Origin of the sequence: Streptomyces sp. PsTaAH-124, assembly GCF_000373685.1 — a bacterium.
GTDB classification, from domain to species: domain Bacteria; phylum Actinomycetota; class Actinomycetes; order Streptomycetales; family Streptomycetaceae; genus Streptomyces; species Streptomyces andamanensis.
Genome location: NZ_KB892209.1, coordinates 134259 through 159621, shown reverse-complemented (window position 1 = coordinate 159621; position 25363 = coordinate 134259). Strand labels below are relative to the sequence as shown.

Annotated in this window: 22 protein-coding genes; 6 read left to right on the top strand and 16 right to left on the bottom strand. The window is 74.4% G+C overall.

Annotated features, from left to right (window positions below):
- Window positions 1-92: 92 nt before the first annotated feature.
- From B086_RS41690 to B086_RS0137870, 8 genes are all read right to left on the bottom strand, one after another.
- The gene (locus tag B086_RS41690; RefSeq protein WP_018571661.1) at window positions 93-2009 is read right to left on the bottom strand and encodes an SWIM zinc finger family protein; all 1917 of its coding nucleotides are present in this window, start codon (window positions 2007-2009) and stop codon (window positions 93-95) included.
- A 512-nt stretch (window positions 2010-2521) separates the two neighbouring features.
- The gene (locus B086_RS0137900; RefSeq protein ID WP_037874675.1) at window positions 2522-5413 is read right to left on the bottom strand and encodes a DEAD/DEAH box helicase; all 2892 of its coding nucleotides are present in this window, start codon (window positions 5411-5413) and stop codon (window positions 2522-2524) included.
- A gap of 239 nt (window positions 5414-5652) precedes the next feature.
- The gene (locus B086_RS0137895) at window positions 5653-6237 is read right to left on the bottom strand and encodes a hypothetical protein (protein ID WP_018571659.1); all 585 of its coding nucleotides are present in this window, start codon (window positions 6235-6237) and stop codon (window positions 5653-5655) included.
- Window positions 6234-7382, bottom strand: a complete 1149-nt coding sequence (locus tag B086_RS0137890; protein ID WP_018571658.1) for an ROK family glucokinase — start codon at window positions 7380-7382, stop codon at window positions 6234-6236. The genes B086_RS0137895 and B086_RS0137890 overlap by 4 nt, the downstream gene beginning before the upstream one ends.
- A gap of 116 nt (window positions 7383-7498) precedes the next feature.
- Window positions 7499-8296, bottom strand: coding sequence for an ATP-binding cassette domain-containing protein (locus tag B086_RS0137885; protein ID WP_018571657.1), 798 nt, complete (start codon window positions 8294-8296; stop codon window positions 7499-7501).
- Window positions 8293-9342 carry an ABC transporter permease gene (locus B086_RS0137880; RefSeq protein WP_018571656.1) on the bottom strand — a complete coding sequence of 350 codons (1050 nt, stop codon included), beginning with the start codon at window positions 9340-9342 and terminating at the stop codon, window positions 8293-8295. Before B086_RS0137880 ends, B086_RS0137885 begins: the two co-directional genes overlap by 4 nt.
- Entirely contained in the window at window positions 9339-10343 is a 1005-nt protein-coding gene (locus B086_RS0137875; protein ID WP_026253195.1) for a sugar ABC transporter substrate-binding protein, read from the bottom strand. The genes B086_RS0137880 and B086_RS0137875 overlap by 4 nt, the downstream gene beginning before the upstream one ends.
- Before the next feature lie 164 nt (window positions 10344-10507).
- On the bottom strand, window positions 10508-11245 hold the full coding sequence (locus B086_RS0137870; protein WP_086024387.1) for a GntR family transcriptional regulator: 738 nt from the start codon (window positions 11243-11245) through the stop codon (window positions 10508-10510).
- 129 nt (window positions 11246-11374) lie between these two features.
- Here B086_RS0137870 and B086_RS0137865 point away from each other — a divergent pair, with 129 nt between their 5' ends.
- Window positions 11375-12391, top strand: coding sequence for a Gfo/Idh/MocA family oxidoreductase (locus B086_RS0137865; protein ID WP_018571653.1), 1017 nt, complete (start codon window positions 11375-11377; stop codon window positions 12389-12391).
- A 72-nt stretch (window positions 12392-12463) separates the two neighbouring features.
- Here B086_RS0137865 and B086_RS0137860 read toward each other — a convergent pair whose 3' ends face one another.
- From B086_RS0137860 to B086_RS0137850, 3 genes are all read right to left on the bottom strand, one after another.
- Window positions 12464-13645 (bottom strand): cytochrome P450 family protein, encoded by a 1182-nt coding sequence (locus B086_RS0137860; RefSeq protein WP_018571652.1) that lies wholly within the window; start codon window positions 13643-13645, stop codon window positions 12464-12466.
- Between the two features lie 109 nt (window positions 13646-13754).
- Entirely contained in the window at window positions 13755-14426 is a 672-nt protein-coding gene (locus B086_RS0137855; RefSeq protein ID WP_026253194.1) for a response regulator, read from the bottom strand.
- A gap of 115 nt (window positions 14427-14541) precedes the next feature.
- The gene (locus B086_RS0137850) at window positions 14542-15798 is read right to left on the bottom strand and encodes a sensor histidine kinase (RefSeq protein ID WP_078531324.1); all 1257 of its coding nucleotides are present in this window, start codon (window positions 15796-15798) and stop codon (window positions 14542-14544) included.
- Between the two features lie 171 nt (window positions 15799-15969).
- Here B086_RS0137850 and B086_RS0137845 point away from each other — a divergent pair, with 171 nt between their 5' ends.
- Window positions 15970-16167 (top strand): hypothetical protein, encoded by a 198-nt coding sequence (locus B086_RS0137845; protein WP_018571649.1) that lies wholly within the window; start codon window positions 15970-15972, stop codon window positions 16165-16167.
- Between the two features lie 39 nt (window positions 16168-16206).
- Here B086_RS0137845 and B086_RS0137840 read toward each other — a convergent pair whose 3' ends face one another.
- Complete coding sequence (locus B086_RS0137840) at window positions 16207-16605, bottom strand: ribonuclease domain-containing protein (protein ID WP_026253193.1); 399 nt, start codon at window positions 16603-16605, stop codon at window positions 16207-16209.
- Window positions 16606-16967: 362 nt separating this feature from the next.
- Here B086_RS0137840 and B086_RS0137835 point away from each other — a divergent pair, with 362 nt between their 5' ends.
- Window positions 16968-17687: an SDR family oxidoreductase gene (locus B086_RS0137835; RefSeq protein ID WP_018571647.1), complete on the top strand. Its 720-nt coding sequence runs from the start codon at window positions 16968-16970 to the stop codon at window positions 17685-17687.
- 82 nt (window positions 17688-17769) lie between these two features.
- Here the strand turns inward: B086_RS0137835 and alc are convergent, their stop codons facing one another.
- Window positions 17770-18885: an allantoicase gene (alc, locus tag B086_RS0137830; RefSeq protein ID WP_018571646.1), complete on the bottom strand. Its 1116-nt coding sequence runs from the start codon at window positions 18883-18885 to the stop codon at window positions 17770-17772.
- Window positions 18886-18970: 85 nt separating this feature from the next.
- Complete coding sequence (gene allB, locus B086_RS0137825) at window positions 18971-20308, bottom strand: allantoinase AllB (RefSeq protein ID WP_018571645.1); 1338 nt, start codon at window positions 20306-20308, stop codon at window positions 18971-18973.
- Window positions 20309-20732: 424 nt separating this feature from the next.
- Between allB and B086_RS0137820 the strand changes: the two genes are divergently transcribed.
- Window positions 20733-21533, top strand: a complete 801-nt coding sequence (locus B086_RS0137820; protein WP_018571644.1) for an IclR family transcriptional regulator — start codon at window positions 20733-20735, stop codon at window positions 21531-21533.
- 45 nt (window positions 21534-21578) lie between these two features.
- On the opposite strand, the gene B086_RS0137815 is transcribed toward B086_RS0137820, so the two are convergent.
- A complete protein-coding gene (locus B086_RS0137815) occupies window positions 21579-22259 on the bottom strand; it encodes an ABC transporter ATP-binding protein (protein WP_018571643.1) in 681 nt (226 codons plus the stop codon).
- Complete coding sequence (locus B086_RS0137810) at window positions 22256-23326, bottom strand: ABC transporter permease (protein WP_018571642.1); 1071 nt, start codon at window positions 23324-23326, stop codon at window positions 22256-22258. Before B086_RS0137810 ends, B086_RS0137815 begins: the two co-directional genes overlap by 4 nt.
- 135 nt (window positions 23327-23461) lie before the next feature.
- Here B086_RS0137810 and B086_RS0137805 point away from each other — a divergent pair, with 135 nt between their 5' ends.
- Together B086_RS0137805 and B086_RS0137800 are read left to right on the top strand one after the other, a co-directional pair.
- A complete protein-coding gene (locus tag B086_RS0137805) occupies window positions 23462-24712 on the top strand; it encodes a sensor histidine kinase (protein ID WP_018571641.1) in 1251 nt (416 codons plus the stop codon).
- Entirely contained in the window at window positions 24709-25347 is a 639-nt protein-coding gene (locus B086_RS0137800) for a response regulator (RefSeq protein WP_018571640.1), read from the top strand. Before B086_RS0137805 ends, B086_RS0137800 begins: the two co-directional genes overlap by 4 nt.
- The last annotated feature ends 16 nt before the right edge of the window (window positions 25348-25363 follow it).

The following is a 25363-nucleotide window of genomic DNA, read 5'->3' as shown; positions in this document are numbered from 1 at the left end:
CCATAGCGTCTCCAGCAGCGCTTTCGGCGTCTTCGCGGCAGCCGTCGCGCCCTCCTTGAGAGCGAAGGTTTCTTCACGTCGGCCGTTCCCGGTCACGCCTCCGGGACGGCCTCCAGGCCGCTCAGCGCGTCGACCGGGTCCGGGGCCGGGGTGCCGCGCGGCCACCAGTCGTCGCGGTCGGGTTCGGACTCGTACGCGTACCAGAGGTGGTCCCGGCCCAGGCGGAGCTGGAGTCGGCCGACCGGGTGGGTGAGGCGGTTGCGGTGGGGGCGGAAAGGCGGCAGGCCGGCGGCGAGGAGCAGGGGGCGGGCCCGGTCGAAGCGGCCGGCCGGGGGGTCCCACGGGTCCTCCAGGACAGCGAGCCCCTCGGCGGCGCCCTGGCGCCAGGCGGCCACCGCGCGGGCCAGCTCCGCCGTGGTGCGGCCGGTGGCCGAGGCGAGCGAGGCGTAGAGGGAGCGGGTGGCGGCGGTCAGTCCGGAGCCGGGCCGGGCCGCGGCCAGGCGCACCGCGTCCTGCCAGAGCGTCAGCCCGCCGACCGGATCGCGGCCGGTGGTGAGCAGGGCGTGGGCGCGGGCCGCCGCGTCGGTCGCCAACTGGTCGAGGGCGAACGGGTCCGGGCCGCCCGGTGCCGACGCATACGCCGGGGGCTGCCCGGGGTGCGGCGGGGGCGGCAGCGGGGCGGGCAGCGGCAGCGGGCGGCGCGCGAGGGCCTCGGTGGCCCGCTCCCCCGGCAGCGGCTCCGGATCCCGGTCCTGCGCGTCGCGTGCGGCGCGGGCCGCGCTGCGCCGGGACAGGGCGTCCAGCAGCTCCCGCTCGCCCCGGCCGCGGAGCAGCAGCAGGACGAAGGGGTCGGCGTCCAGCAGCCGCGCCGTCTGGTAGCACAGGGCCGCCGCGTGCTTGCAGGGGTGGCCGCGGTCGGGGCAGGAGCAGTGCGGTTCGAGGTCGTACGGGCCGGGGAGCAGCGGGACACCGCAGTCGGCCAGAGACTGCGGCATCTCCTTGTCCAGGAGTGCGGCGATATGACCGGGCCGCTCGGCGGCGGCGTCCAGGAACCGGTCCCACTCGACGTCGTCCAGGGTGCGCATCCGCACCTGGACGCGGTACGGACGCGGACGGCTGCCCTGTACGTACGCGAGGACCAGGCCGGGGGTCACGGTGATGGCGTCCACATGGCCGGTGCGTGCGTAGTCACGGCCCCGGGCCAGCCGGGCCGTGTCCAGCGCGCCGTCCTCCAGGGCGGTCGTCCATGCCTCGCCCCACCAGGTCTGTGCGAAGCCGGGTTCCGTCCGGCCTTCCGGGGCGGTGGCGGGCGGCGCGGGGAGCGCCGGGAAGGTGCGGCGGAGTTCGCCGTCGCGGCGGGGGGAGGCCATGCCACCGGGGGCGCGCACAGCGGGGTGGGACGCGGTGGGCTGGGGACTCGTGGGCCGGGGCGGGGCGGGGTCGCCTTCGGGGGCGGCCGTCGTGGTGCCGGTCCCCGTGCCAGGGGGTGCGTCCTCGGTGCTGTCGTCCGGTTCGTGGTCCGTCTCCGCTGCCGGGGGCATCCGGAAGGCGTGCGCGAGGAGTTCCGTCACGGCGCGGACGGGGGCGGAGGTGCCGGGGCCGGGGCCGGGGCCAGTGCCCGGGGTCCCGTCGCCCGATCCGGCGTCGCCCTCTGTTCGGCCACCGGTTCGAGGCAGGCGGGCGCGGGCCGGGCCGGACTGTGCGGCCGTACGGCGGGACGGGCGGCCCTCGCGGGCGGTACGCGCGCGAGGGGCGGTGGCCGACCGGGGCCGCGCCCCTCCCTCGTCCGGCGCGGACGGCTGCTCCTCCTCCGGTCCGCCACGGGCGCGCGCCGCGCGCAGGGCCTCGCGTGCGATGTCGGCGGGGCGGGCGGCGGTGGTCTTCGCCGGTGCGGGGCGATCCGGTACGGGGGTGTCCGGCGCGGTGGGCGTGGCCGGTTCGGCGTGCTGCGGGGTCGGGGACTGTGCCGAGGACGGGGCCGGGGGCAGGGACGGGGACGGCTGTGCCATCCGTCGCAGGGCCGCGCGCGCCGCGTCGCCCGGCCGCGACGGCTGCTGCGACGGGCGTGGCTGCGGCGACGGCTGTTCCGGGGAGGGCTCGGTGGTCGATTCCGGTCGCCCCTCGGGCCTCGGCTCCTCGGTCTCGTCCGGTGTGAAAGCGGTGGGGCTGACCGGCGGCGGCGTCGGTGTGCCGGGCGGCTGCGGCCGGTGCCGTCGCGCCGCTCTCAGCGCCTCACGCGCCACGTCGGCGGGGCGTGGCGGCTGAGGCTCCGCGGGCGTGCGCAACCCAGGGGCGTCGGAGGTGCCGGAGTCAGCAGAGCCTTCGGCCCGCGCGGGCTCGGGTCCGCCGACCGCGTCCGGCCGCCCGGCACGCCCGCTCTGTTCGGCCGGTTCGGCCCGTTCGGTCTGTTCAGCCTGTTCGGCCCGTTCAGTCTGTTCGGCCCGTTCAGTCTGTTCGGCCCGTTCAGTCTGTTCGGCCCGTTCAGTCTGTTCAGCCTGTTCGGCCCGTTCAGTCGTGTGCATCAGGCCCCCCTCCGCAGCGACACCAGGTCGGACAGCTCCCGGTCGGACAGCTCGGTGAGGGCGGACTCGCCGGTGCCGAGGACGGCCTCGGCCAGGGCGCGCTTCGCGGCGAGCATCTCGGCGATGCGGTCCTCGACGGTGCCCTCGGTGATGAGGCGGTGGACCTGGACGGGCTGGGTCTGGCCGATGCGGTAGGCGCGGTCGGTGGCCTGCTCCTCGACGGCCGGGTTCCACCAGCGGTCGAAGTGGACCACATGGCCCGCGCGGGTGAGGTTCAGGCCGGTGCCGGCCGCCTTCAGGGAGAGCACGAGGACGGGGGTGGCGCCCTCCTGGAAGCGGTCCACCATGCGTTCGCGCTCGGGGACCGGGGTGCCGCCGTGGAGCAGGTCGACGGGGACCGCGCGGGCGGCGAGATGGGAGGTGATCAGCCGGGCCATGCCCACGTACTGGGTGAAGACGAGGGCGGAGCCGTCCTCGGCGAGCAGGGTGTCCAGCAGTTCGTCGAGCAGGGCGAGCTTGCCCGAGCGGGCCGCCGCCCGGTCGGCGCCGGGCATGTCCCCGTCCTTCAGATAGAGGGCCGGGTGGTCGCAGATCTGCTTGAGCGAGGTGAGCAGCTTGAGGACCAGGCCGCGGCGGGCCATGCCCTGCGCGGTCTCGATGGCCAGCATCGATTCCCGTACCACCGCCTCGTACAGCGCGGCCTGTTCGCGGGTGAGCGGGACCGGATGGTCGGTCTCGGTCTTGGGCGGCAGCTCGGGGACGATGCCCGGGTCGGACTTCCTGCGGCGCAGCAGGAAGGGCCGCACCAGCCGGGCCAGCCGCCGGGCGGCCTCCTCGTCCTCGCCGTTCTCCACGGCGCGCGCGTGGCGGGCGCGGAAGGAGGTGAGGGGGCCGAGGAGGCCGGGGGTGGTCCAGTCGAGGAGGGCCCACAGTTCGGAGAGGTTGTTCTCCACGGGGGTGCCGGTCAGGGCGACGCGGGCGGGCGACGGGATCGTGCGCAGGGCCTTCGCGGTCGCCGAGTGGGGGTTCTTGACGTGCTGTGCCTCGTCCGCGACGACCAGGCCCCAGGGCTGCTCGGCGAGCAGGGGCGCGGTCGAGCGCATGGTGCCGTACGTGGTGAGGACGAAGCCGCCGTCGAGGCCGTCCAGGGTGCGGTCCGGGCCGTGGAAGCGGCGGACGGGGACGCCGGGCGCGAACCGGGTGATCTCCCGCTGCCAGTTGCCCAGCAGGGAGGCCGGGCAGACCACCAGGGTGGGTTCGCTGCGGGCCCGCTTCAGATGCAGGGCGATGAGGGTGACGGTCTTGCCGAGGCCCATGTCGTCGGCGAGGCAGCCGCCGAGGCCGAGGGAGGTCATGAGGTCGAGCCAGCCGAGTCCGCGCAGCTGGTAGTCGCGCAGGGTGGCGCGCAGGCCGGGGGGCGGTTCGGCCGGGTGTACGCCCGCGGTGATGCGGTCGCGCAGGGCGGCGAGGGCACCGACCGGCACGGCCTCGACCGTCTCGCCGTCGACCTCGGTGGTGCCGGTGAGGGCGGCGGAGAGCGCGTCGACCGGGTCGAGCAGGCCCAGGTCGCGGCGGCGGGCCTTGCGGACCAGGGCGGGATCGACCAGGACCCAGCGGTCCCGGAGCCGGACGACCGGGCGGTGGGCCTCGGCGAGGGCGTCCATCTCGGCTTCGGTGAGCGGGTCGCCGCCGAGCGCCAGCTGCCAGGAGAAGCGCAGCAGTTCCTCGCTCTCGAAGAAGCCGGTGCCGTCGGTCGCGGAGCCGGGAGCGGACCGCACCACCGCGGCCGCGGCGAGGTCGTCGGCCAGGTCGCGCGGCCAGTGCACGGCGACGCCGGCCGCCGCGAGCCGGGTCGCGGCCACGCCGAGCAGTTCGCCCGCCTCCTCCTCGGACAGGGCGAGCACGTCGGGCACGTCCTGCTCGGCGAGCCGGTCCAGCGGCGGCCAGATCCGGGCCGCGCGGCGTACGGCCAGGGCGGCGTCCACGCGCGCGCGGGGGCCGAACGCCGCGTCGGCCTCGCCCGCCCACAGGGACGTCGCGTCGGCGACGAGGGTGGGGTCGGCGAGGCTGTGCACCTGGACGATCGCGGTGCCCGACCTGCGCGTCGGCCGCCCGCCGACGCCGCCCGCCGGGTCCGCGTCGAAGAGGTCGTACGCCGACAGGTCCAGGCGCAGGGAGATCCGGACTCCGGCGTCCGTGCCCGCGGCGACCTGGGCCGCCCAGTCCTGGGCGGCCGGGAGGTGCTGGGGTGCGCGGTGGGCGAAGGGGCGGCCCGCGGTGTGGGGGGCGGCGGGGGTGCGGGGCAGGGTGTCGGCGACGGCGTCGAGGAAGGCGCGCAGCAGTGCTTCCGGTTCCGGCAGCCGGAGCGGGCCGGTGCCGGGCAGTGGCACGGCGTGTCCTTCGGGGGGCAGGGCCGCGGCGACGGCCCGCAGATGGGCGATGTCGTCGGGGTCGAGCGGCCCGGCCCGCCAGGCGTCGTGTCCGGTGGCGGTCAGGCCCGGCAGGAGGCGGCCCCGCGCGCTCAGCCGCAGCGCGTGCAGGGCGGCGGCGCCCCAGCAGGCCGTGGCGGGGTGGGCTGCGGGGTCGTGGCGGGCGCGCACCAGGTGGGGCAGGGCCGCGTCGATCGGCAGGGACAGGGCGGCGACGGTCCTGCGGCGGAGGACCGCGCCGTGCGGCCGCACCACCGTGAGGGTCGTGGGGACGGGCGGGGCGCCGGCGGCGGGGCGGGCGGGGGCGGACAGCGCGTCGGAGGCCGGCGCGTCCGGGTCCCACAGGACGATGCGGCCCTCGCGCGGCAGCGGCGCGGGCACGAAGACGGCGGGGAGGCGGACGGACACGGCGGGTCCGGCCGCGGGCAGTGCCGGACCGGGGCTTCTGGCCGCGCCGGGCATCCCCTGCGAGACCGGCATCCCGTGCGAGACCGGCGTCCCCGGCGAGACCGGCATCCCCGGGGAGCCGGGTGTCCCGGCCGCCCCGGGCTGTTCCGCCCCGGGCACGCCCGGCCCGGGGACGGTCCCGGTCGTCTCCGTCACGGCCATGTCGCTCATACGTCCTGTCACCTCCCGCTCGCCGGTCGAGTCAGTCGTCTTTGACTCTACGGGCGGGGTCTGACAATCGGCTCCGGGCCGGGTCAGGGGACCGTCTGGGAGACCACGTAGACCATGGGCAGCGCCGGGTCGGAGAAGTTCACCATGATGTCCTGGCTGGGCGCGGGGTTCTCCTGGTCGTGGCTGAGGCCGTACCAGGATCCGGGGCCCTTGAAGTTCCAGCCGGTGATGTCGCGGTCCCGGTGGCCGAAGCTGATCTCGCCCTTCCTGAGATCGCCGCGGTTGACGCCCATGGCCTCCAGGAAGGTGTCGAGTCCGGGCTGGGTGGTGCGGAACCGGACGTAGAGGCGGCTGGTCTTCCAGTTGTTCGTCTCGTAGGAGGCGACCTGGTCGGCGGGGTGCGGGATGGGGACCTCGTAGAGCCGGCGCTGCACCTTGGCCGGGTAGGTGGGGGTGAGGCCGGTCGCCGCGTACTTGGCCTCCTTGTCCTTGCCGCTGTCGCGGCTCTGGGCGGCGGAGAGCACCAGATAACCGGCCGGGACGCCGATGAGCAGCACGATGATCAGCAGGGTGAGGGCCCGGCGGCGGTTGCGGTGGCGGCGGTCCTCGGCGGGCCGGGACGGCGGTTCGTCGGGCGGCGCGGCCTGGCGGGGCACGGACATCGTCACAGTGCCTCCCGGGCGTCGCGGCGGAACTGCGTGTAGCGCTCGTAGCGCTCGTGGCGCTCCACCCGGCGGCGCTTGGCGCGGCGGAAGCGGCGGGCGACCAGCCGGGCGAGGTCGGCGGCGCCGACCATGCCGGCCTCGGGTCCGAGCTGGGCGCGCACGATGCGGGCCTCGGGGCGGTAGCCGCGGCCGGTGAGGTGGCGTTTGAAGGCGTCCCGGGCGGGGCCGATGAGCAGGTCGTCGGCCGCGGAGACACCGCCGCCGACGACGAAGCAGGACGGGTCGAGGGCGGCGGCGAGGTTGGCGATGCCGACGCCGAGCCACTGGCCGATGTCCTGGAGGAGCTCGACGCACATGGCGTCGCCCTCCCGGGCCAGCTCGGTGATCATCGGGCCGGTGATGTCGGGGATGCTGCCCTTGACGTGCTCGATGAGGCCGTAGGCGACCGGGGAGTCGGCCGCGGCCAGCTCACGGGCCTCGCGCACCAGGGCGTTGCCGGAGCTGTACTGCTCCCAGCAGCCGCGGTTGCCGCACGGGCAGCGGTGGCCGCCGGGCACCACCTGCATGTGCCCGAACTCGCCGGCCACGCCGTACTTGCCCCGCTTGACCTGGCCGTCCTCCAGGATCGCGCCGCCGATGCCGGTGCCCAGCGTGATCATGACGAGGTGGTCCTCGCCGCGGCCGGCGCCGAAGCGCCACTCGGCCCAGGCGGCTGCGTTGGCGTCGTTGTCGACCAGGACCGGCACCGACAGGCGCTCGGAGAGGCGGTCGCGCAGCGGTTCGTTGCGCCAGGACAGGTGGGGGGCGAAGAGCACGCGGTTGCGGTCGGCGTCGACCCAGCCGGCCGCGCCGATGCCGACGGCGTGCACGTCGTGCCGATCGGAGAGGTCCAGGACCAGTTCGGCGATGGTGTCCTCGACGACCTTCGGGCTCTTGGACTTGTCGGGGGTCTCCGTGCGCAGCCGCTCCAGGATGTTGCCGTCGGCGTCGACGACGCCCGCCATCACCTTGGTGCCGCCGATGTCGATGCCGACCGTGGGGACCCGGGGCGCCGTCAGGTGGGAACGGCGCTCCCTGGTGCCCACGGTGCGCAGGACCGTGGCCCGGCGGGAGCCGATGGGGGCGGTGAGGTCGCGGTAGGTGCTCATCGGCCCCGATTCTGCCGCACGCGCGGTAAGCGTGTCGTACGGGGCGCCGGGGGCCGGTGCCCCGGGCGGGCTCCACGCGCGCGCGTGGAGACGTGGCCGCCGCTCGCCCGCTCCCCTCAGGGAGTGCTTTTCTCCAGCTCGTGCCGGAGGTCGTCGAGTTCGCTGCCGCCCGCCATCTGCCGGGTCAGTTCGTCGAGGGTGATCTCGTCCCGTGTGTGATGGCCCACCATGGTGCCCCGCTTCAGCAGGACGAAGCGGTCGCCCACGAGGTACGCGTGATGCGGGTTGTGGGTGATGAGTACGACACCCAGTCCCTGGTCGCGTGCCGCGGCCACATACTTCAGGACGACGCCGGACTGCTTCACACCGAGCGCGGCGGTGGGCTCGTCGAGGACGAGCACCTTCGCGCCGAAGTGGACCGCCCGCGCGATGGCCACGCACTGGCGTTCGCCGCCCGAAAGGGTGCCGATGGGCTGGTCGACGTCCCTGAGGTCGATGCCCATGCGCAGCAGTTCGGCGTGCGTGGTGCGGCGCATGAGGTCGACGTCCATGCGCTTGAAGGGACCGGTGCCCCGGGTGGGTTCCGAGCCGAGGAAGAAGTTGCGCCACACCGGCATCAGGCCGACGACGGCCAGGTCCTGGTAGACGGTCGCGATGCCCCGGTCCAGGGCCTCGCGCGGGGAGGACAGGGTGGTCTCCTCCCCCTCCACGCGCAGGACGCCGTCGTCGTGCCGGTGCAGTCCCGCGATCATCTTGATCAGCGTGGACTTGCCCGCGCCGTTGTCGCCGAGGACGCAGGTGATCTCCCCGGCGTGCACCTGGAGGGAGACGCCTTCGAGGGCGCGGACGGTGCCGTAGTGCTTGCTGACGCCGGACAGCTCCACCAGGGGCGTGCGGGTGTCGGTCTGCGTCATGCGGTGGCCTCCGCCCGCTTGCGGACCCAGGCGTTGAGCAGGGTCGCCAGGAGCAGCATCGCTCCGAGGAAGAACTTGAACCAGTCGGGGTTCCACTCGGCGAAGACGATGCCCTTGCTGGTCATGCCGAACAGCAGCGCGCCGACCGCCGAGCCGATGGCGCTGCCGTAGCCGCCGGTGATCAGGCAGCCGCCGATGACGGCGGCGATGATGTAGATCAGTTCGTTGCCGACGCCCTCGCCGGACTGCACGGCGTCGAAGGAGAACAGCAGGTGCTGGCCGGAGATCCAGGCGCCGAGGGCCACGCCCATGTAGAGGCCGATCTTGGTCCTGGTGACCGGGACGCCGACCGCGCGGGCGGCGTCCTGGTTGCCGCCGACGGCGAAGATCCAGTTGCCGGTGCGGGTGCGCAGCAGGATCCAGGAGGCGACGGCCACCAGGGCGAGCCACCACAGGATGGTGATCTTGAAGTCGACGCCGCCGACGCTGAGCGTGGAGGCGAAGACGGCGTGGGCGGCCGGGAAGCCCTCCATGTCGCCGATGGTCTTGGTGGAGACCGTGCCGTCGATCAGTTTGGTGAAGCCGAGGTTCATGCCGGTCAGCATCAGGAAGGTGCCCAGCGTGATGATGAAGCTGGGCAGCCTGGTGCGGGTGAGCATGAAGCCGTTGAACGCGCCGATGGCGAGGGTGACCAGCAGGGAGACGCCGACGCCGACCCATACGTTGGCGGTCAGCTGGTAGCTGAACATCGACGACAGGAGCGCCGAGGAGGTCACCATGACGCCCGCGGACAGGTCGAACTCGCCGCCGATCATCAGCAGCGCGACCGGTACGGCCATGATGCCGATGGTGGAGGACGCGTACAGCACGGTGCTGAGGCTGGAGGCGCGGACGAATCCGTCGGCGATGACGGCGAAGAAGACGAAGACGGCGACGGCGCCGACGACCGAGCCCAGCTCGGGCCGGGCGAGCAGCTTGCGCAGCGGGGAGGTGCGCAGCAGCCGTTCGTCGGCGACCGCCTCGGCCCGGTTCGCGGTCGCGCTCATCGGGTGCCCCGCTGCGCGTACTGCTCCAGGGCGCCGGCCTGGTCCTTGGTGACGATCTGCGGGCCGGTGAGCACCGGCTTGCCGCCGCCGAGGACGTCGGCGTTGTACTTGTAGAGCCAGAGCAGGTCGACGGCCTGGTAGCCCTGGAGGTAGGGCTGCTGGTCGACGGCGAAGCCGAGGGTGCCGTCCTTCAGCTCGGCGGCGACCTTGGCGTTGAGGTCGAAGGTGTCGATCTCGGCCTTGCTGCCCGCGTCCTGCTTCGCCTTCACGGCGGTGTCCGCGTAGGGCGCGCCGAGGGTGACGACGGCGTCGACGGAGTGGTCGGCCTGGAGCTTGGCGCCGACCGCGGACTGCACGTCGGGCATGTTGGTGCCGTTGACGTAGAGGTTGTCGACCTTGCCGGAGAAGGTCTTGGCGACTCCGGCGCAGCGCTGCTCGTGGCCGACGTTGCCCTGCTCGTGCAGGACGCACAGGACCTTCTTCTTCCCGCGCTTGTTCAGCTCCTCGCCGACGGCCTCCCCGGCGACGGTCTCGTCCTGGCCGACGTGGGTGAGCGCGCCGAACGCCTTGGACTCGGCGGAGCCGGAGTTCACGGTGATCACCGGGATGCCGGCCTTCTCGGCGCGGGCCACGGCGGCCTTCATGGCGTCGGGCTTGGCGAGCGTGACGATGATGCCGTCGACCTTCTTGTCCACCGCGGCGTCCACGAGCTGCGCCTGCTGCTGCGCCTCGTCGTCGTGGGAGTACAGGAAGTTGATGTTGTCCTTGACCGCGGCCTGCTTGGCACCGTTCTGCACGATGTCCCAGAAGGTGTCGCCGTCCCCGGAGTGGGTGATCATCGCGAAGGTCCAGCGGGGGGTGTTCACCGCCGCCCGGCCCTGGGCCGCCGCGGCCTTGCGGGCGTCCTCCGCCCGCTTGCCGCCGGTGCTGCTGCATCCCGCGAGGGACAGCGACAGCGCCCCTGCGAGCGCCATGCCTACCCAGGTTGGAAACCGTGCCACGAGGCCGTGCCCTTCTCGCCGTGTTCGAACGTACGCGCGGGGCCGATGAGCGTTCCATCAGCCCCGAACATCGCATTATCTGACACGAGCGTACGAGGGTGAGAGGCCGGGCCGTGTGCCCTGGCTCACTTGTCCGGACATTGTGACGACGCGGGGGCCTGTGTTCAAGACCGTACGAGCAGCTGGAATTCGAAGGAATAGCGGGACGGCCGGTAGGTGTGGGTGCCGAACTCCACCGCGCGGCCGGTGTCGTCGAACGTGACGCGTTCCATGGTGAGCAGCGGGGAGCCCTCGCTCTCGCCGAGCCGCTCGGCCTCGGGCGCAGAGGCGGCGCGGGCGCCGATGGACTGCCGGGCACTGTGCAGGGTGATCCCGGCCGAGCGCAGCAGGCGGTACAGGCCGGTGGCCTCCAGCCGCCCGGTGTCCAGGTCGAGCAGCCCGGCGGGCAACTGGTTGACCAGGTACGCCATCGGCTCGCCGTGGGTGAGGCGCAGCCGCTCCACCCGGTGCACCTCGTCCCCCTCGGCCACCCCCAGCGCGGCGGCGGCCTCGGCGGACGCGGGCACGACGGTGTTGACCAGCACGCTGCTGCTCGGGCGCTGCCCGGCCGCCTCCAGGTCGTCGTAGAGGCTGCTCAGCTCCAGCGGGCGTCTGACCTGGCTGTGCACGACCTGGGTGCCGACACCGCGGCGGCGCACCAGCAGGCCCTTGTCGACGAGCGACTGGATGGCCTGGCGCACAGTGGGCCGGGACAGGCCGAGCCGCGCGGCCAGCTCGATCTCGTTGCCCAGCAGGCTGCCCGGTGTCAGGGCGCCCCGCTCGATCGCCGCCTCCAGTTGCTGCGCCAGCTGGTAGTACAGCGGCACGGGGGAACTCCGGTCGACGCCGAGCGCGAGCGACACGGTGGGGTCCACATCTGGTTTGGGCACCCGCCGAGCGTAGCCGGGCGGCCGGTTGACGGGAAGTCGTGAAGTCAGATTGTCCTGACATACAGATTGACAGGGTCAGGGGTGGGCCCCCACTTTGTTCCCATGCGCATCGGGATCATCGGAACGGGCCGGATCGGCACCGTTCACGCGAACACGCTCAGCCGCCACCGAGAGGTCGGCTCACTGATCCTCACGGACGCCGATCCGGCGCGGGCCCAGGCTCTGGCCCACCGGCTGGGCGAGACGGCCGCGCCCGGCGTGGACGAGATCTTCACCTGGGGCGTCGACGCGGTGGTGATCAGCACGACGACCCAGGCGCACGCCGACCTGATCGGCCGGGCGGCGCGCTCCGGGCTCCCGGTGTTCTGCGAGAAGCCGATCGCCCTGGACCTGCCGGGCACCCTGCGGGCGCTGGCCGAGGTGGCGGCGGCCGGGACGGTCCTCCAGATGGGCTTCCAGCGCCGCTTCGACCCGGGGTACGCCGGTGCGCGCGCGGCGGTGCGCTCGGGACGGCTCGGGCGCCTGCACACCGTGCGCGCGCTGACCTCGGACCGCACACCGCCGCCCGCCGACTGGCTGCCGCTGTCCGGCGGCCTGTTCCGGGACACACTGATCCACGACTTCGACGCGCTGCGCTGGGTGACCGGGCACGAGATCACCGAGGTGTACGCCCGGGGCTCCGACGCCGGTCCCGCCATGTTCCGGGAGGCCGGCGACATCGACACCGGCGCGGCGGTGCTCACCCTGGACGACGGCACCCTCGCCACGGCGACGGCGACCCGGCTGAACGGCGCGGGCTACGACGTCCGCATGGAGCTGGCCGGGGAACGCGACCAGATCACCGTCGGCCTCGACGACCGTACGCCGATCGCGTCCACCGAACCGACCGGGCCACCGGCCGCGGACAAGCCGTGGACCGGGTTCCTGGAGCGCTTCGGCCCCGCCTACGAGGCCGAGCTGAACGCCTTCGTCGACGTCCTGCTCGGCCAGCGCCCCAACCCGTGCGACGGCCACGAGGCCCTCCAGGCGCTCCGGATCGCCGAGGCGTGCGAGCAGTCCCGCCGCGAACACCGGCCGGTGCGGCTGGCCGAGATCCCGGACGGCACGGCGGCCGACTGAGCGGGGGCGGCAGGCGGCGGCCGGCTGAGCAGGCGGCGGCAGGCGGCGGGCCGGTGACCCGGCCCGCCGTGGCTACCAGCGGACCGGCAGGCTCCTGGTGCCGCGGATCAGCATGCCCGGGAGCCATGCGCCCGGCGGGCCGTCGAGGGCGAGGGCGGGGGCGCGGCGCAGGAGTGTGTGCAGGGCGGTACGGGCCTCCAGACGGGCCAGCGGGGCGCCCAGGCAGTAGTGGATGCCGTGACCGAAGGCGAGGTGACCGCGGGTGTCGCGGTGCGGGTCGAAGCGGTCCGGCGCCGGATAGCGGGCGCCGTCCCGGCCGGCCGCCGCGAGCCCGATCAGCACCGGCTCGCCCTGCGCGATGGCGGTGCCGCCGATCTCCAGTGGCCGGGCCGCGTAGCGGAAGGTGGCGTTCTCCACCGGGCCCTCGTAGCGCAGGGTCTCCTCCACGGCGGCGTCCACGAGCGCGGGGTCGGCGCGCACCTCGGCGAGCTGCGCGGGGTGCCTGAGCAGGGTGTGCACGGTGTTGGTGATGAGGTTGACCGTGGTCTCGTGGCCCGCGATGAGCAGCAGGAAGGCCATGCCGCGCAGCTCCCCGGAGGAGAGCCGGTCGCCGTCCTCCGCCGTGGTGCGGATCAGCGCGCTCAGCAGGTCGTCGGCGGGGCCCGCGACCCGCTTGTCCTCGATCAGCTCGGTGAGATAGGCGCCGAGCCGCTCCACGGAGCCGAGGAAGCCCTCCTCGCTGGTGGGCGCCACGAACTCGTTCGACATGTCCCGGAACGCGGTCCGGTCCATCTCCGGCACCCCGAGCAGCTCGCAGATCACCGTGATCGGCAGCGGATAGGAGAACGCCTCCACCAGATCCGCCCGCCCCAGCGGCAGCATCGCGTCCAGCAGCTCGTCGGTGATCGCCTGGATCCGGGGCCGCATCGCCTCGATGCGCCGTGCGGTGAACGCGCGGGTGACCAGGGACCGCAGCCGGGTGTGGTGCGGCGGGTCGGCGATCAGCAGATGCCGGCCGATCGCCTCCTCCTCGACGGGCCGGATGTCGAGTCCGGCGACGTCCTTGGCGAGCCGCGGGTCGGCGAGGGCGGCGCGGGCCTCCTCGTGGCCGACGACGAGCCAGGTGTCGTAGCTCTCCGGTGGTGGCAGCCGCACCCGGTGGACCGGGCCGAGTGCGCGCAGTTCGGCGTAGACGGTGTGGGGGTCCGTGCGGAACCCCTCGCCGTACTCCGCCAGATCGATCACGTCCGCCATGCTCGCTCCCCTCCGGGGCGCGCGCACCGTCCGGCACCGCCCCGTGTCCCGTACAACGCGGGGCGGCGGGGCGAAGTGCCCCCGCCGCGCGCCCTCTTCGGGACGCCCCTCAGCCCGCTTCCTCGTCGAGCAGTCCCGCGTCATGGGCCAGCAGGGCGATCTGCACCCGGTTGTTGAGGGAGAGCTTGGCGAGGATGCGGGAGACGTGTGTCTTGACGGTGGCGACGCTCATGTAGAGCTCGCCCGCTATCTGGGCGTTGGCCAGGCCCTGCCCGACCCGGACGGCCACCTCGCGCTCGCGCGCGTTGAGCGCGGTGAGGCGCTCACGCGCGCGGGTGCGCCGGTCCTCGCCCGCACCGCCCGCGGCGTGCCGGATGAGCTGGCGGGTGACCGTGGGCGAGAGCACCGGGTCACCGGCGGCCACCCGGCGCACCGCGGCGACGATCTCGGCCGGCGGGGTGTCCTTGAGGACGAACCCGGCGGCGCCCGCGCGCAGCGCGCGCAGCACCTGGTCGTCGGCGTGGAAGGTGGTCAGGACCACGACCTGCGGGGCCTTCGGACGGGCGCGCAGGCGCTCCGTCGCGGTCAGCCCGTCCATGCCCGGCATGCGGACGTCCATCAGGACGACGTCCGGCCGGGCGCGCTCGACCAGGGCCTCCACCTCGTGCCCGTCGGCCGCCTCACCGACGATCTCGATGTCGTCCGCGCCTCCCATCATGAAGGACAGACCGGCTCTCACCAGCGGGTCGTCGTCGACGAGGAGCACTCGGATCGCGGTCATGGGCCAAGCCAATCAAAACGCCCGCGCGGTGACCACACCGGCTCGCCGCCCCGCACCGGACGGCCGCCGGTGGCCCGTCCGGTCCGTCGCCGCCCCGGCCACCGGTCGGGCGCCGTCACGCCGGCCACGGCAGGAGCGCCCTGACCTCGAACCCGCCCTCCGGGGTCGGCCCGTGGCGCAGGCTGCCGCCCGCCAGCGCGGCCCGCTCGGTCAGGCCGATGAGCCCCTGGCCCGAGCCAGGGACGTGCGGGACCTCCCCCTCGGGCGGCGGATTGCGCACGTGCACGGCGAGGTCCCGGCCGGGTGCGCCGGTGACGGTCACCGCGACCTCCGCGCCGGGGGCGTGCTTGCGGGCGTTGGTCAGTGCCTCCTGCGCGATGCGGTAGGCGGTGCGGCCCACGGAGGCGGGTACGGCGGCCGGGTCGGTGACCTGTCCGGTCAGCACCACCGTCATACCGGCCTCCCGCGACTCGGCCACCAGCGCGTCCAGCGCCGCGAGGGTGGGCTGCGGGCGGCCCGCGTCGTCGGAGTCGCCCGCGCGCAGTACGCCGATGATCTCCCGCAGGTCCTGGAGGGCCTCGTGCGCGCTCTCCCGGATGACCCCGGCGGCCCGCGCGACCTCCGCGCGGGGCGCGTCGGGCCGGAACTCCAGGGCGCCCGCGTGCACGCTCAGCAGCGTCAGCCGGTGCGCGAGGACGTCGTGCATCTCCCGGGCGATGGCCTCACGGGCGAGCCGCTGCGCCTGCTCGGCGCGCAGCCGCGCCTCCGTCTCCGCGCGCCGCGCCCGGTCCCGCAGGCTCAGCATGAGCTGCCGCTTGGACCGCACGAACATGCCCCAGCCCATGACCGACATGGTCAGCAGCACGGCGAAGGCGAGGACGGCCGGGTAGGACAGGTCGGGGTCGGGGCGCAGCCAGTAGTAGAGCGGGAGCAGCGCGAGCTGGGCGCCGCCGACCCAGGCCCCGTACCGGAGGGGGCGGTGCACGGTGAGCGTGAACAGGGCGAGCACACCGGCGCCGCCCGCGGTGTTCGAGACCAGGCCGACGGGCACCATGGCGACGGCCAGCGCGAGGGGCCACCGGCGGCGCAGCCAGAGCGCGGCGCAGGCCAGCGCCCCGATCACCTGGTCGACGAGGGAGAAGGCGTGCGGCAGGTGCTCCGCGTCGAGCGAGCCGGCGGCGGCGAGCCCGAGGAGGACGGCCAGGAGGAAGCAGAGGAAGTCGACGATCCAGTCGCGCGCGGTGCGCCGGGGCCGGCCGCCGCCGCTGGTGTCGGGGTCGAGTTCGTCGGCCACGGCGGACGGCAGCCACCACCGCCGTCCGGCGAACGCCACCGGCTCCTGGAGCGTCGTGTCAGTCTTCACAGTCGACAAATCTACGCAACGCGGGTGGCCCGCTTCACGGGTCCGGAGCGGTTGTGCGACCAAAGTCGCGACACGGGAGACTTCCGGCTCACCGGCCCGGCGGGAACGTAGACCTCCGGCGGCCGGACCGCGCCCCGCGGCCGATGCGCGCGGAGGTCCGGCGGGGCGAGGCTCGCTTCCATGAAGAAGGTTCTGGAGGTCGCCGGGTTCATCGCCCTGGCGCAGGGCGTGCTGGGTTTCGTGCAGGACTTCACCCACTGGCGCGTGGGCATGGTGCAGCGCCTGGCTTTTCTCCATGGCTACGAGGTGTTCGCGAGCTTCGTGCTGATCGTGCTGGGCTGCGCCCTGTTCGCCGCCGCCGAGGGCCGCGGGCGGTGAGGCTCCGCGGTTCCTCGGCGGCGGCCGCGCGGGCCGGGCTCAGCAGCCGAAGTCGACCAGGTCGAACGTCGCGTAGTGGTCCGCGGTGTAGTAGTCCTCCTGGTTCTTCTCACCGGTGACGATCCGTCGCGCGCCCCGGGTGGGGGAACCGGGGGTGACGACCGTGTACTCGTGGTAGTAGCCGCTGGACCGGCTGGGCAGGACGCCTTCGCGGTTCTGGAAGACGACGCCGTCCTGGTCGTACGGGAAGGGCCCGCCCTGGTCGATCAGGTCGAGCGTGTGGTGCGCCTGGGAGGGCAGGTCGCCGTAGCAGATGCTGCCGACCGAGGCCGTGGCGGCGCCGGCCGGGGCGGCGGCGGAGACGGTGCCGCCCACGAGGAGGGCGGACAGGAGGGCGCCCGCGGCGCCGATGCGGGTCATGCGTGGGGGGAATCTCATGCCTCATGATGACGCGCGTAGACAGTGGCATGTCAATGACAAGACTGTGGAGCTTCCCGGCATGTCCGGTGAATTCACCGGCCGTTGACCGAAGGCGGTCAGGTGTTCCCGGGACGTTCATGCGAGCCGCTCTTCCGGGGGCGTTCCCGGGCGTTTTCCCGGCCCACGTCGGCGTCCGGAGGCCGCCAGCGCCGGGGCGGCCCGGCCGCTGGGATGGGGGCATGACTTCGACAGCTTCTGCTTCTGCTTCTGGTCCTGCTTCTGGTTCTGCGGCCACGCCCGCTGCTTCCGCGGCCGCGGCGGCTTCCCCGGCCGTCGGGGCTTCTGCTTCCGGGGCCTCGCGGTGGCCCCTGGACGGCAGGGTGGCGCTCGTGACCGGCGGCAGCCGCGGCATCGGCGCGGCGACGGCGGTGCGACTGGCCCGCGCGGGCGCCGATGTGGCGCTCACCTATGTGAACGGCAAGGACGCGGCGGACGAGGTGGTCCGGACCGTACGGGGACTCGGACGGCGGGCGGTGGCCCTGCGCGCGGACGCGGCCGACCCGGCGCAGGCGTCGGCCGTCGTCGACCGCGCGGCCGACGCGCTGGGCACCCTCGACGTGCTGGTGAACAACGCGGGCGTGGGCGTGCTGGGCCCGGTGGAGAGCCTCTCGCTCGCCGATGTGGACCGGGTGCTCGCGGTGAACGTGCGCGCCGTCTTCCTGGCCTGCCGCGCCGCCGCCGTACGGATGGCGGACGGCGGCCGGATCATCACCATCGGCACCTGCATGACCCAGCGCGTGCCGGGGCCCGGCGGCACCCTCTACGCGACCGGCAAGTCCGCCCTGACCGGACTGACCAAGGCGTTCGCCCGGGAGCTGGGAGCGCGCGCGATCACCGCGAACCTCGTCCACCCGGGTCCGATCGACACCGACATGAACCCGGCCGACGGGCCGCTCGCCCCCGGCCAGGCGGCCATGACTGCGCTGGGCCGCTTCGGCACCGCCGACGAGGTGGCGTCCATGGTGGCGTTCCTCGCGGGGGCCGACGCGGCCTATGTCACCGGCGCGGAGTTCGCGGTGGACGGCGGGCACGCCGCGTGAGCCGAGGCCCCCTCGGGCGGCGGGGCGCACCGGTGCTGTCGGGCCGGTGCGCCCCGCCGCCGGGGGCCGGGAGCGGAGCGGGTCAGCCGCCCAGTTCCTGGTGGCGGGCGGCCAGGCCCGCGGCGCCGTCCTCGGTCAGCGCACCGAACAGGCGCAGCCGGGAGATGCCGCCGTCCGGGAAGATGTCCACGCGCGCGTGCGTGCCGACGACGGGTTCGGGCAGGACGAAGCGGTGGTTGGTGTCGGGCTGGCAGCGGGTGCGCGGCAGCACCTCGCGCCACTCGCCGTCCTCGCCGTCCTTGACGGACACCGAGGCCCAGCCCGCGCTGTTGCCCTTGAGGTAGGCGGTGTCGATCTCCAGGGCCCGGATCTCGGACCGGGCGACCAGCCGGTAGCGGATCCAGTCGTTGCCCTGGTCGCGGCGGCGCCGGGTCTCCCAGCCGTCGTCCATCTTGCGGGAGCGGCCCGGCTGGATGGTGTTGGTGGCGGGCGAGTAGAAGAGGTTGGAGGCGTCCTCGACCCGGCCGCCGTTCTCCAGGGCGACCACGTCGAGGGTGCCGAGCGCCGCCAGCCACGCCGGGTCGGGCACGACCTCGCCGTACACGCGCAGCCGCGCGATGCCGCCGTCCGGGTGCTGGTTGACGCGCAGGTGCGTGAAGCGCTGTTCGACGCCGACCTCGAAGCCGTTGGCCGCGTGGCCGCCGATCGGGGTGCGCGGGACGAGGGTCGTCCACTTGACGTCGTCGGCGAGGAGCTCCGCCGGGGAGGGCGAGCCCGCCACGCAGGTGCCCTCGACCGACACGGCCTGCGGGTAGTTGCCGCGGAAGTGGGCGGTGTCGACGACGACCCCGCGCACGACGCCGGGCGCGCCGAGGCGGATCAGCGCCCAGTCGTGGTCGTCCTCGGTGGGCCAGGGGTGCTCGGCGGACACACCGCGGCGGCGGCGGGTCTCCCAGCCGTCCATGACCTTGCCCTTGTGCCCGAAGTGCTCCGGGTCGAACTCGGCGCGCTCGGGCACCAGCAGGTTCTCGCGCTGGGCGAAGAACTCGTCGTTGGCGGCGACGACACCGGCGCCGAGGCGGCGGTCGGCGAGGTTGGCGTACTGGGTGAAGGGGAAGTCGGCGGTGCGGTAGTCCGCGTACGGGTCACCGCCTCCGTAGGGGTTCGCGTCGCCGGTGAAACGAGGAGTCGCCGTCACGGTGATCAGTGCTTCCTTTCGGGAGTCGGCCGGTGGGGGCGCGGGCGCGGGAACGGGTCACGCGGCCGCGCGTACGGGAGGTGGCTCAGTGGGGCCTGGTCAGCAGCCGGCCCTTCGGTGCGGTGAACTCGCCGTCCGCGACGATGCGTTCGCCGCGCAGCCAGGTGGACCTGACCACGCCGTGCAGCGTGCGGCCCGCGTAGGCGGTGACGCGGTTGCGGTGCTGGAGCTCGGCCGGGTCGACGGTGAAGGTCTCCTCGGGGGCGAGGACCGCGAAGTCGGCGTCCCGGCCGGGCTCGATGGCGCCCTTGCGGTCGAGGCCGACGAGGGCGGCGGTGCGGGCGGACATCCAGCGCACGACGTCCTCCAGGCCGTACCCGCGCTCGCGCGCCTCGGTCCAGACGGCGGCCAGGCTGAGCTGGAGGGAGGAGATGCCGCCCCAGGCGGTCGCGAAGTCGCCGGTCTTCAGGTCGGCGGTGGAGGGCGAGTGGTCGGTGACGACGCAGTCGATGGTGCCGTCGGCCAGCGCCTGCCAGAGCAGGTCCTGGTTGGCGGCCTCGCGGATCGGCGGGCAGCACTTGAACTCGCTGGCGCCGTCCGGTACTTCCTCGGCGGTCAGGGTCAGGTAGTGCGGGCAGGTCTCGACGGTGATCCGTACGCCCTCGGCCCTGGCCTCGGCGATCAGCGGCAGCGCGTCGCTGGAGGAGAGGTGCAGCACATGCACGCGCGCGTCCAGCCGCTTCGCCTCGGCGATCAGGGTGGCGATGGCGGTGTCCTCGGCGTCGCGCGGCCGGGAGGCGAGGAAGTCGGTGTACCGGGGGCCGCCGTGCTGCGGGGCGGCGTCCAGGTGGTGCGGGTCCTCGGCGTGCACGATCAGCAGACCGCCGAAGCCGGCCGTCTCGGCGAGCGAGGTGGCCAGCGCCTCCCGGGTCAGGTGCGGGAACTCGTCCACACCGGAGGGCGAGAGGAACGCCTTGAAGCCGAAGACCCCCGCGTCGTGCAGCGGGCGCAGGTCCTTGACGTTGCCGGGCAGGGCGCCGCCCCAGAAGCCGACGTCGATGTGCGCCTTGTCCCGGGCCACGTCCTGCTTGATCCGCAGGTTGTCCACGGTGGTGGTGGGCGGCAGGGAGTTGAGGGGCATGTCGATCAGGGTGGTGATGCCGCCGGCCGCCGCGGCGCGGGTGGCGGTCCAGAAGCCCTCCCACTCGGTGCGGCCGGGGTCGTTCACATGGACGTGGGTGTCGACCAGTCCGGGCAGCAGCACGTCGTCGCCGAGGTCCTCCAGGCGGGCACCGGCGGGGACCTCGGCGTCGTGGGGCAGGACGGCCGTGATCGTGCCGCCGGTGACCGCGACGGACGCGGCACGCGTCCCCTCGGGCGTGATGACTCGTGTCGAGCGCAGCACCAGTTCGGCGTCGGACACCGGGACCCCTCTCTTCGCCATCTCTTCGTCGCTTCGTCTCTTCGTCGCTTCGTCGGCTCTTCGCCGCCGCCGCGGGCCCGGGAGGCGGGTCGCGCGGCCCCGCCGGTCCGCGGCGGCGCGGCGCCGTGGACACGGGAGAACACAGACGTGACAACAGACGTACGGGTACAGGGATGGGCAGGTGGAATACACCCATTTACACCCATGTAACGGACTTCAACGTTCTGTTGAAGGAGTCTTCACTCCCACCCTCACCTCGTCAAGAGGCACACTGCCGGACAGCCGGTCGGCGCGTGCACTCTGGACGTTTCCACAAAGCGGAATTAGAATTCCAACAGACAGAACGTAGTTCCGTACAGGCAGGGAGTCAACCGGCCCCCGGGTAGGCTTTGGCCCTTCCTGCCCGCCCCGAAAGGAACGCGCCGTGCCGACGTCCAGCGCCAGCACCACCGACTCCGCCAAGTCCTCCGCGAGCGGTGGGGTCCAGTCCCTCGAGCGCGCCTTCGATCTGCTCGAGCGGATGGCGGACGCGGGCGGCGAGGTGGGCCTCAGTGAGCTGTCCGCGGCCAGCGGCCTGCCCCTGCCGACCATCCACCGCCTGATGCGCACGCTCGTGGCCTGCGGCTACGTCCGCCAGCAGCCGAACCGGCGGTACGCGCTCGGCCCCCGGCTGATCCGCCTGGGCGAGTCGGCCTCGCGGCTGCTGGGCACCTGGGCCCGCCCCTACCTCGCCCGGCTGGTCGACGAGACCGGCGAGACGGCGAACATGGCGCTGCTCGACGGCGACGAGATCGTGTACGTGGCGCAGGTGCCCTCCAAGCACTCGATGCGGATGTTCACCGAGGTGGGCCGGCGGGTGCTGCCGCACTCGACGGGCGTGGGCAAGGCGCTGCTGGCGCACACCCCGGACCACGAGGTGCGCGCCCTGCTCGCCCGGACCGGCATGCCCGCCACCACCGAGAAGACGATCACCACCCCCGAGGGCTTCCTCGCGGCCCTGGCGGACGTGCGCGAGCTGGGGTACGCCATGGACGACAACGAGCAGGAGATAGGAGTCCGCTGCCTCGCGGTCACCGTGCCCGACTCCCCCACCGCCGCCGCGATCTCCATCTCGGGTCCGGCCGGCCGGGTCACGGAGGCCGCGACCGAGCGCATCGTCCCGGTGCTCCAGCAGGTGGCGGCGGAGCTGTCCCAGGCGCTGACCAGCGCCGGTCCGGCGGTCTGAGCCGCCCGGCCGGGGCCACCGCACCCGTACCGGGTGCGGGCGCCCTCAGGTGGTGGCCGCCGCCGTCGCGGTGAGCCGTCCGTCCCGCATCTCCCGTACCGCGTCCACGGCGTCGAGGTGGGCCCGGTCGTGGGTGACCAGGACCGTGGCGGTGCCCCGGTCGCGGGTGAGGCGGATCAGCAGGCCGAGGACGGCCGCGCCGCGTTCCTGGTCCAGGGCGCTGGTGGGTTCGTCGACGAGCAGCACCGAGGGCTCGTTCATCAGCGCGCGGGCGATGTTCACCCGCTGCCGCTGGCCGCCGGAGAGCTGGTGCGGGCGGCGGTGCGCCTGATCGGCGAGGCCGACCGCGGCCAGCAGGTCCCGGGCGCGGGAGCCCGCCGCGCGGCGGCCGTCCAGGCGGGCCATCAGCTCCAGTTGCTCCAGCGCCGTCAGCGACGGCAGCAGGTTCGGCTGCTGGAAGACGATCCCGATGGCGCGGCGGCGCAGCACGGCCCGCTCGGCGGCGCTCAGCCGCCCGGTGGGCACGCCCGCCACCCGTACGCTCCCGCTGTCCGGGGTGATCAGCGTGGCCGCGACCGCGAGCAGGCTCGACTTGCCCGATCCGGAGGGCCCGGCCACGGCCGTGACGGTGCCCGCGGGCACCTCCAGGCTCACCCGGTCCAGCGCGGTCAGCCGGCCGTCGCCGTCCGGGTAGGTCAGGGTCACGTCGTCCAGCAGCAGGCTCATCGCACGCCTCCCAGCGCGGTCAGCGGATCGACGGCGGTGATCCGCCGCACGGACAGTCCGGCGCCGAGCGCACCGAGGGCGGTCATCACCGCGGCGGGCACCAGGACGGTGGGCGGGTCGAGCACGAAGGGCACCGTCCCGCCGCGTACCAGCACACCCGCCAGGCAGGCCAGCCCGGTGCCCAGCGCGGTGCCCGCCGCCAGCAGGACCACCGCCTGCCCCAGGGCGTCGGCCAGCAGATGGCGGGTGGAGGCGCCGAGTGCCTTGAGCACGGCGATGTCGGGCGAGCGTTGGATCGTCCACACCGTGAAGAAGGCTCCGACGACCAGCGCGGAGATGACGAAGAGGAAGCCGCGCATCAGTTGCAGGGAGCCGTTCTCCGCCTGGTAGGAGCCGATGGCCGTCAGGGCGTCGTCCCTGGTGAGCGTGCGGGTGCCGGCGGCGCGGTCCCCGGCGGCCAGGTCGGCGCCGTGCGCGCGCAGCGCGATCACGGTCGCCCGGCCGCCGTCCCACGCCGTCCACACCACGGGCACATGGCTGTAGGAGGCGCGCCCGGAGACCGCCGCCACCGTCCAGGACCGTTCGCCGAGCCGGATCCGGTCCCCGGCACCGGCGCCCAGCGCGGCGGCCGCGCCGGTCGACAGCACCGCGTGTCCGGGCGCGACACCGGACGGGGCGAGCCCGGAGGCGGGCCGTACGGCGAACACCGCCAGCGCCGCCCTGCGCCCGCCCGATGCGGTGCCCGCACCCGTGCCCGTGCCCGCCTCAGCGGTGGCGTCGACGGTGCGGATCGCGACCGGTTCGGCGTACGGCACCCACCGGGACCACCGGTCCACGGCCTCGGGGGCGAGCGACGAGCCGGTGAACGACACCGACTGCCCGGCCGGCGGCGCGGCGAAGGCGAGATGGTCGGCGGGCAGCCCCTTCACCGCCGAGGTGTTCTCCCCGGCGAGCCCGGCGGTCAGCCCGGACAGCAGCCCCACGAGCAGGGTGATCAGTGCGACCACGGCTCCCATCAGGGCGAACCGCCCCTTGGCGAACCGGAGGTCTCTCCATGCGACGAACATGTGCCCAAGCCTCGGCCGCGCACCCCTCGCCGGGCATCGCCCCGGGGCACGCTCGTGCCGGGCCGAAGGGAGCAGCCGTCTTTCCACCTTTCGGTTGACCGGTGCGGCGCCCGGCCCGCTTACGCTGGACGGGCCATGGACCTCCGCCCCCGCTCCCCCGTCGCCGTCATCCTGCGCCTGTGCCTGTACGCCCTGTTCGCGGGGCTGCTCGGGCTCGCCGCGGCCCATGCGACGGGACCCGGCACGGTGGCGGCGGCGCTCGGCACGGGCGCGGTGTTCGCCTTCGGTGTGCTCCGGCCCGCGGTGCTGCGCTCCCGGCGCCGCTCGGCGGTGTGGCTCGCGGCGCTCGGCGCGGCCTGGCTGGTCCTGCTGGCGTACTCCCCCCAGGCCGTGTGGGCGGCGTTCCCGCTGTACTTCCTGCTGCTGCATCTGCTGCCGGTGCGCTGGGGCCTGCCCGCGGTCGCGGCGACCGCGGCGGCGGCCATCGCCGGGTTCGCCGGACACGCGGAGCGGATCAACGCGGGGGTGTTCATCGGCCCGCTGCTCGGCGCGGCGGTCGCCGTGGCCACGGTCCTCGGCTACGAGGCCCTGTACCGGGAGAGCGAGCGGCGCCGCGAGCTGATCGAGGAGCTGGTGGCCACCCGCGCGGACCTGGCCGCCGCCGAACGGGCCGCGGGCACCCTCGCCGAGCGGGAGCGGCTGGCCCGGGAGATCCACGACACGCTCGCCCAGGGCCTGTCCAGCATCCAGTTGCTGCTGCGCGCCGCCCAGCGCGAGGTGCCCGCCGGTTCACCGGCCGCCGCGCACATCGAGCAGGCCCGCGCCGCCGCGCAGGACAATCTCGCCGAGGCCCGCCGTTTCGTCCGCGCCCTGACCCCGCCCGACCTGGAGCACGGCTCGCTCACCGGCGCGCTGGAACGGCTCTGCTCGCGCGCGGTGGGCCCGCCCGCGGTCCGCTTCTCGGTGAGCGGCAGCCCGGCGGCGCTGCCCACTCCGTACGAGGTGGCGCTGCTGCGGATCGCGCAGTCGGCGCTCGGCAACACCCTGCGGCACGCCCGCGCCGCCCGTGCGGAGGTCACGCTGAGCTTCATGGACACGGCGGTGGCGCTGGACGTCGTCGACGACGGGGCGGGTTTCGTGCCGGACGCGGTGCCGACGGCCGTGGGTGCGGGCGCGGGGGGCGCGGGGTGCGCGGGGGCCGCGGGCGGGCGCCGGGCGGTGTCCCCGCGCGCCGGGGTGGACGGCGGTTTCGGGCTGCCCGCGATGCGCTCGCGCGCCGAGGCGCTGGGCGGCACCTTCGCGGTGGAGTCCGCGCCGGGCCAGGGCACGGCGGTGGCGGTCACCCTGCCCTGGCCGGTGGCCCGGGACACGGGAGGCGGCGCGTGAGCGTGCGGCTGCTGCTCGCGGACGACCACCCCGTGGTCCGCGCCGGTCTCAAGGCGGTGCTGTCCGCCGAGCCCGACTTCGAGATCGTCGCGGAGGCGCCGACGGCGGAGCGCGCGGTGGAGCTGGCCGCCGCGGGCGGGATCGACGTGGTGCTGATGGATCTCCAGTTCGGCCCGCACGGGATGCACGGCGCGGAGGCCACGGCGGCGATCACCGCCCGGCCCGGCGCCCCGCGCGTCCTGGTGCTCACCACGTACGACACCGACGCGGACATCCTGGCCGCGGTGGAGGCCGGGGCGGCGGGCTATCTGCTGAAGGACGCGCCGCCGCAGGAGCTGGCCGCGGCGGTGCGCACCGCCGCCTCCGGCCGTTCGGCGCTGGCCCCGGCGGTCGCCCACCGGCTGATGGACCGGATGCGCACACCGGCCGCCGCGCTCAGCCGCCGTGAGCTGGAGGTCCTGGAGCTGGTCCGCGACGGCCTGTCCAACCTGGAGATCAGCAAGCGCCTGTTCCTGAGCCAGGCCACGGTGAAGTCCCACCTGGTGCACGTCTACGCCAAGCTGGGCGTCGACTCCCGTACGGCGGCGGTGGCGGCGGCCACCGAGCAGGGGCTCGTACGGCGGCGCAGGCCCTGAGGCACGGGTTCCGAGG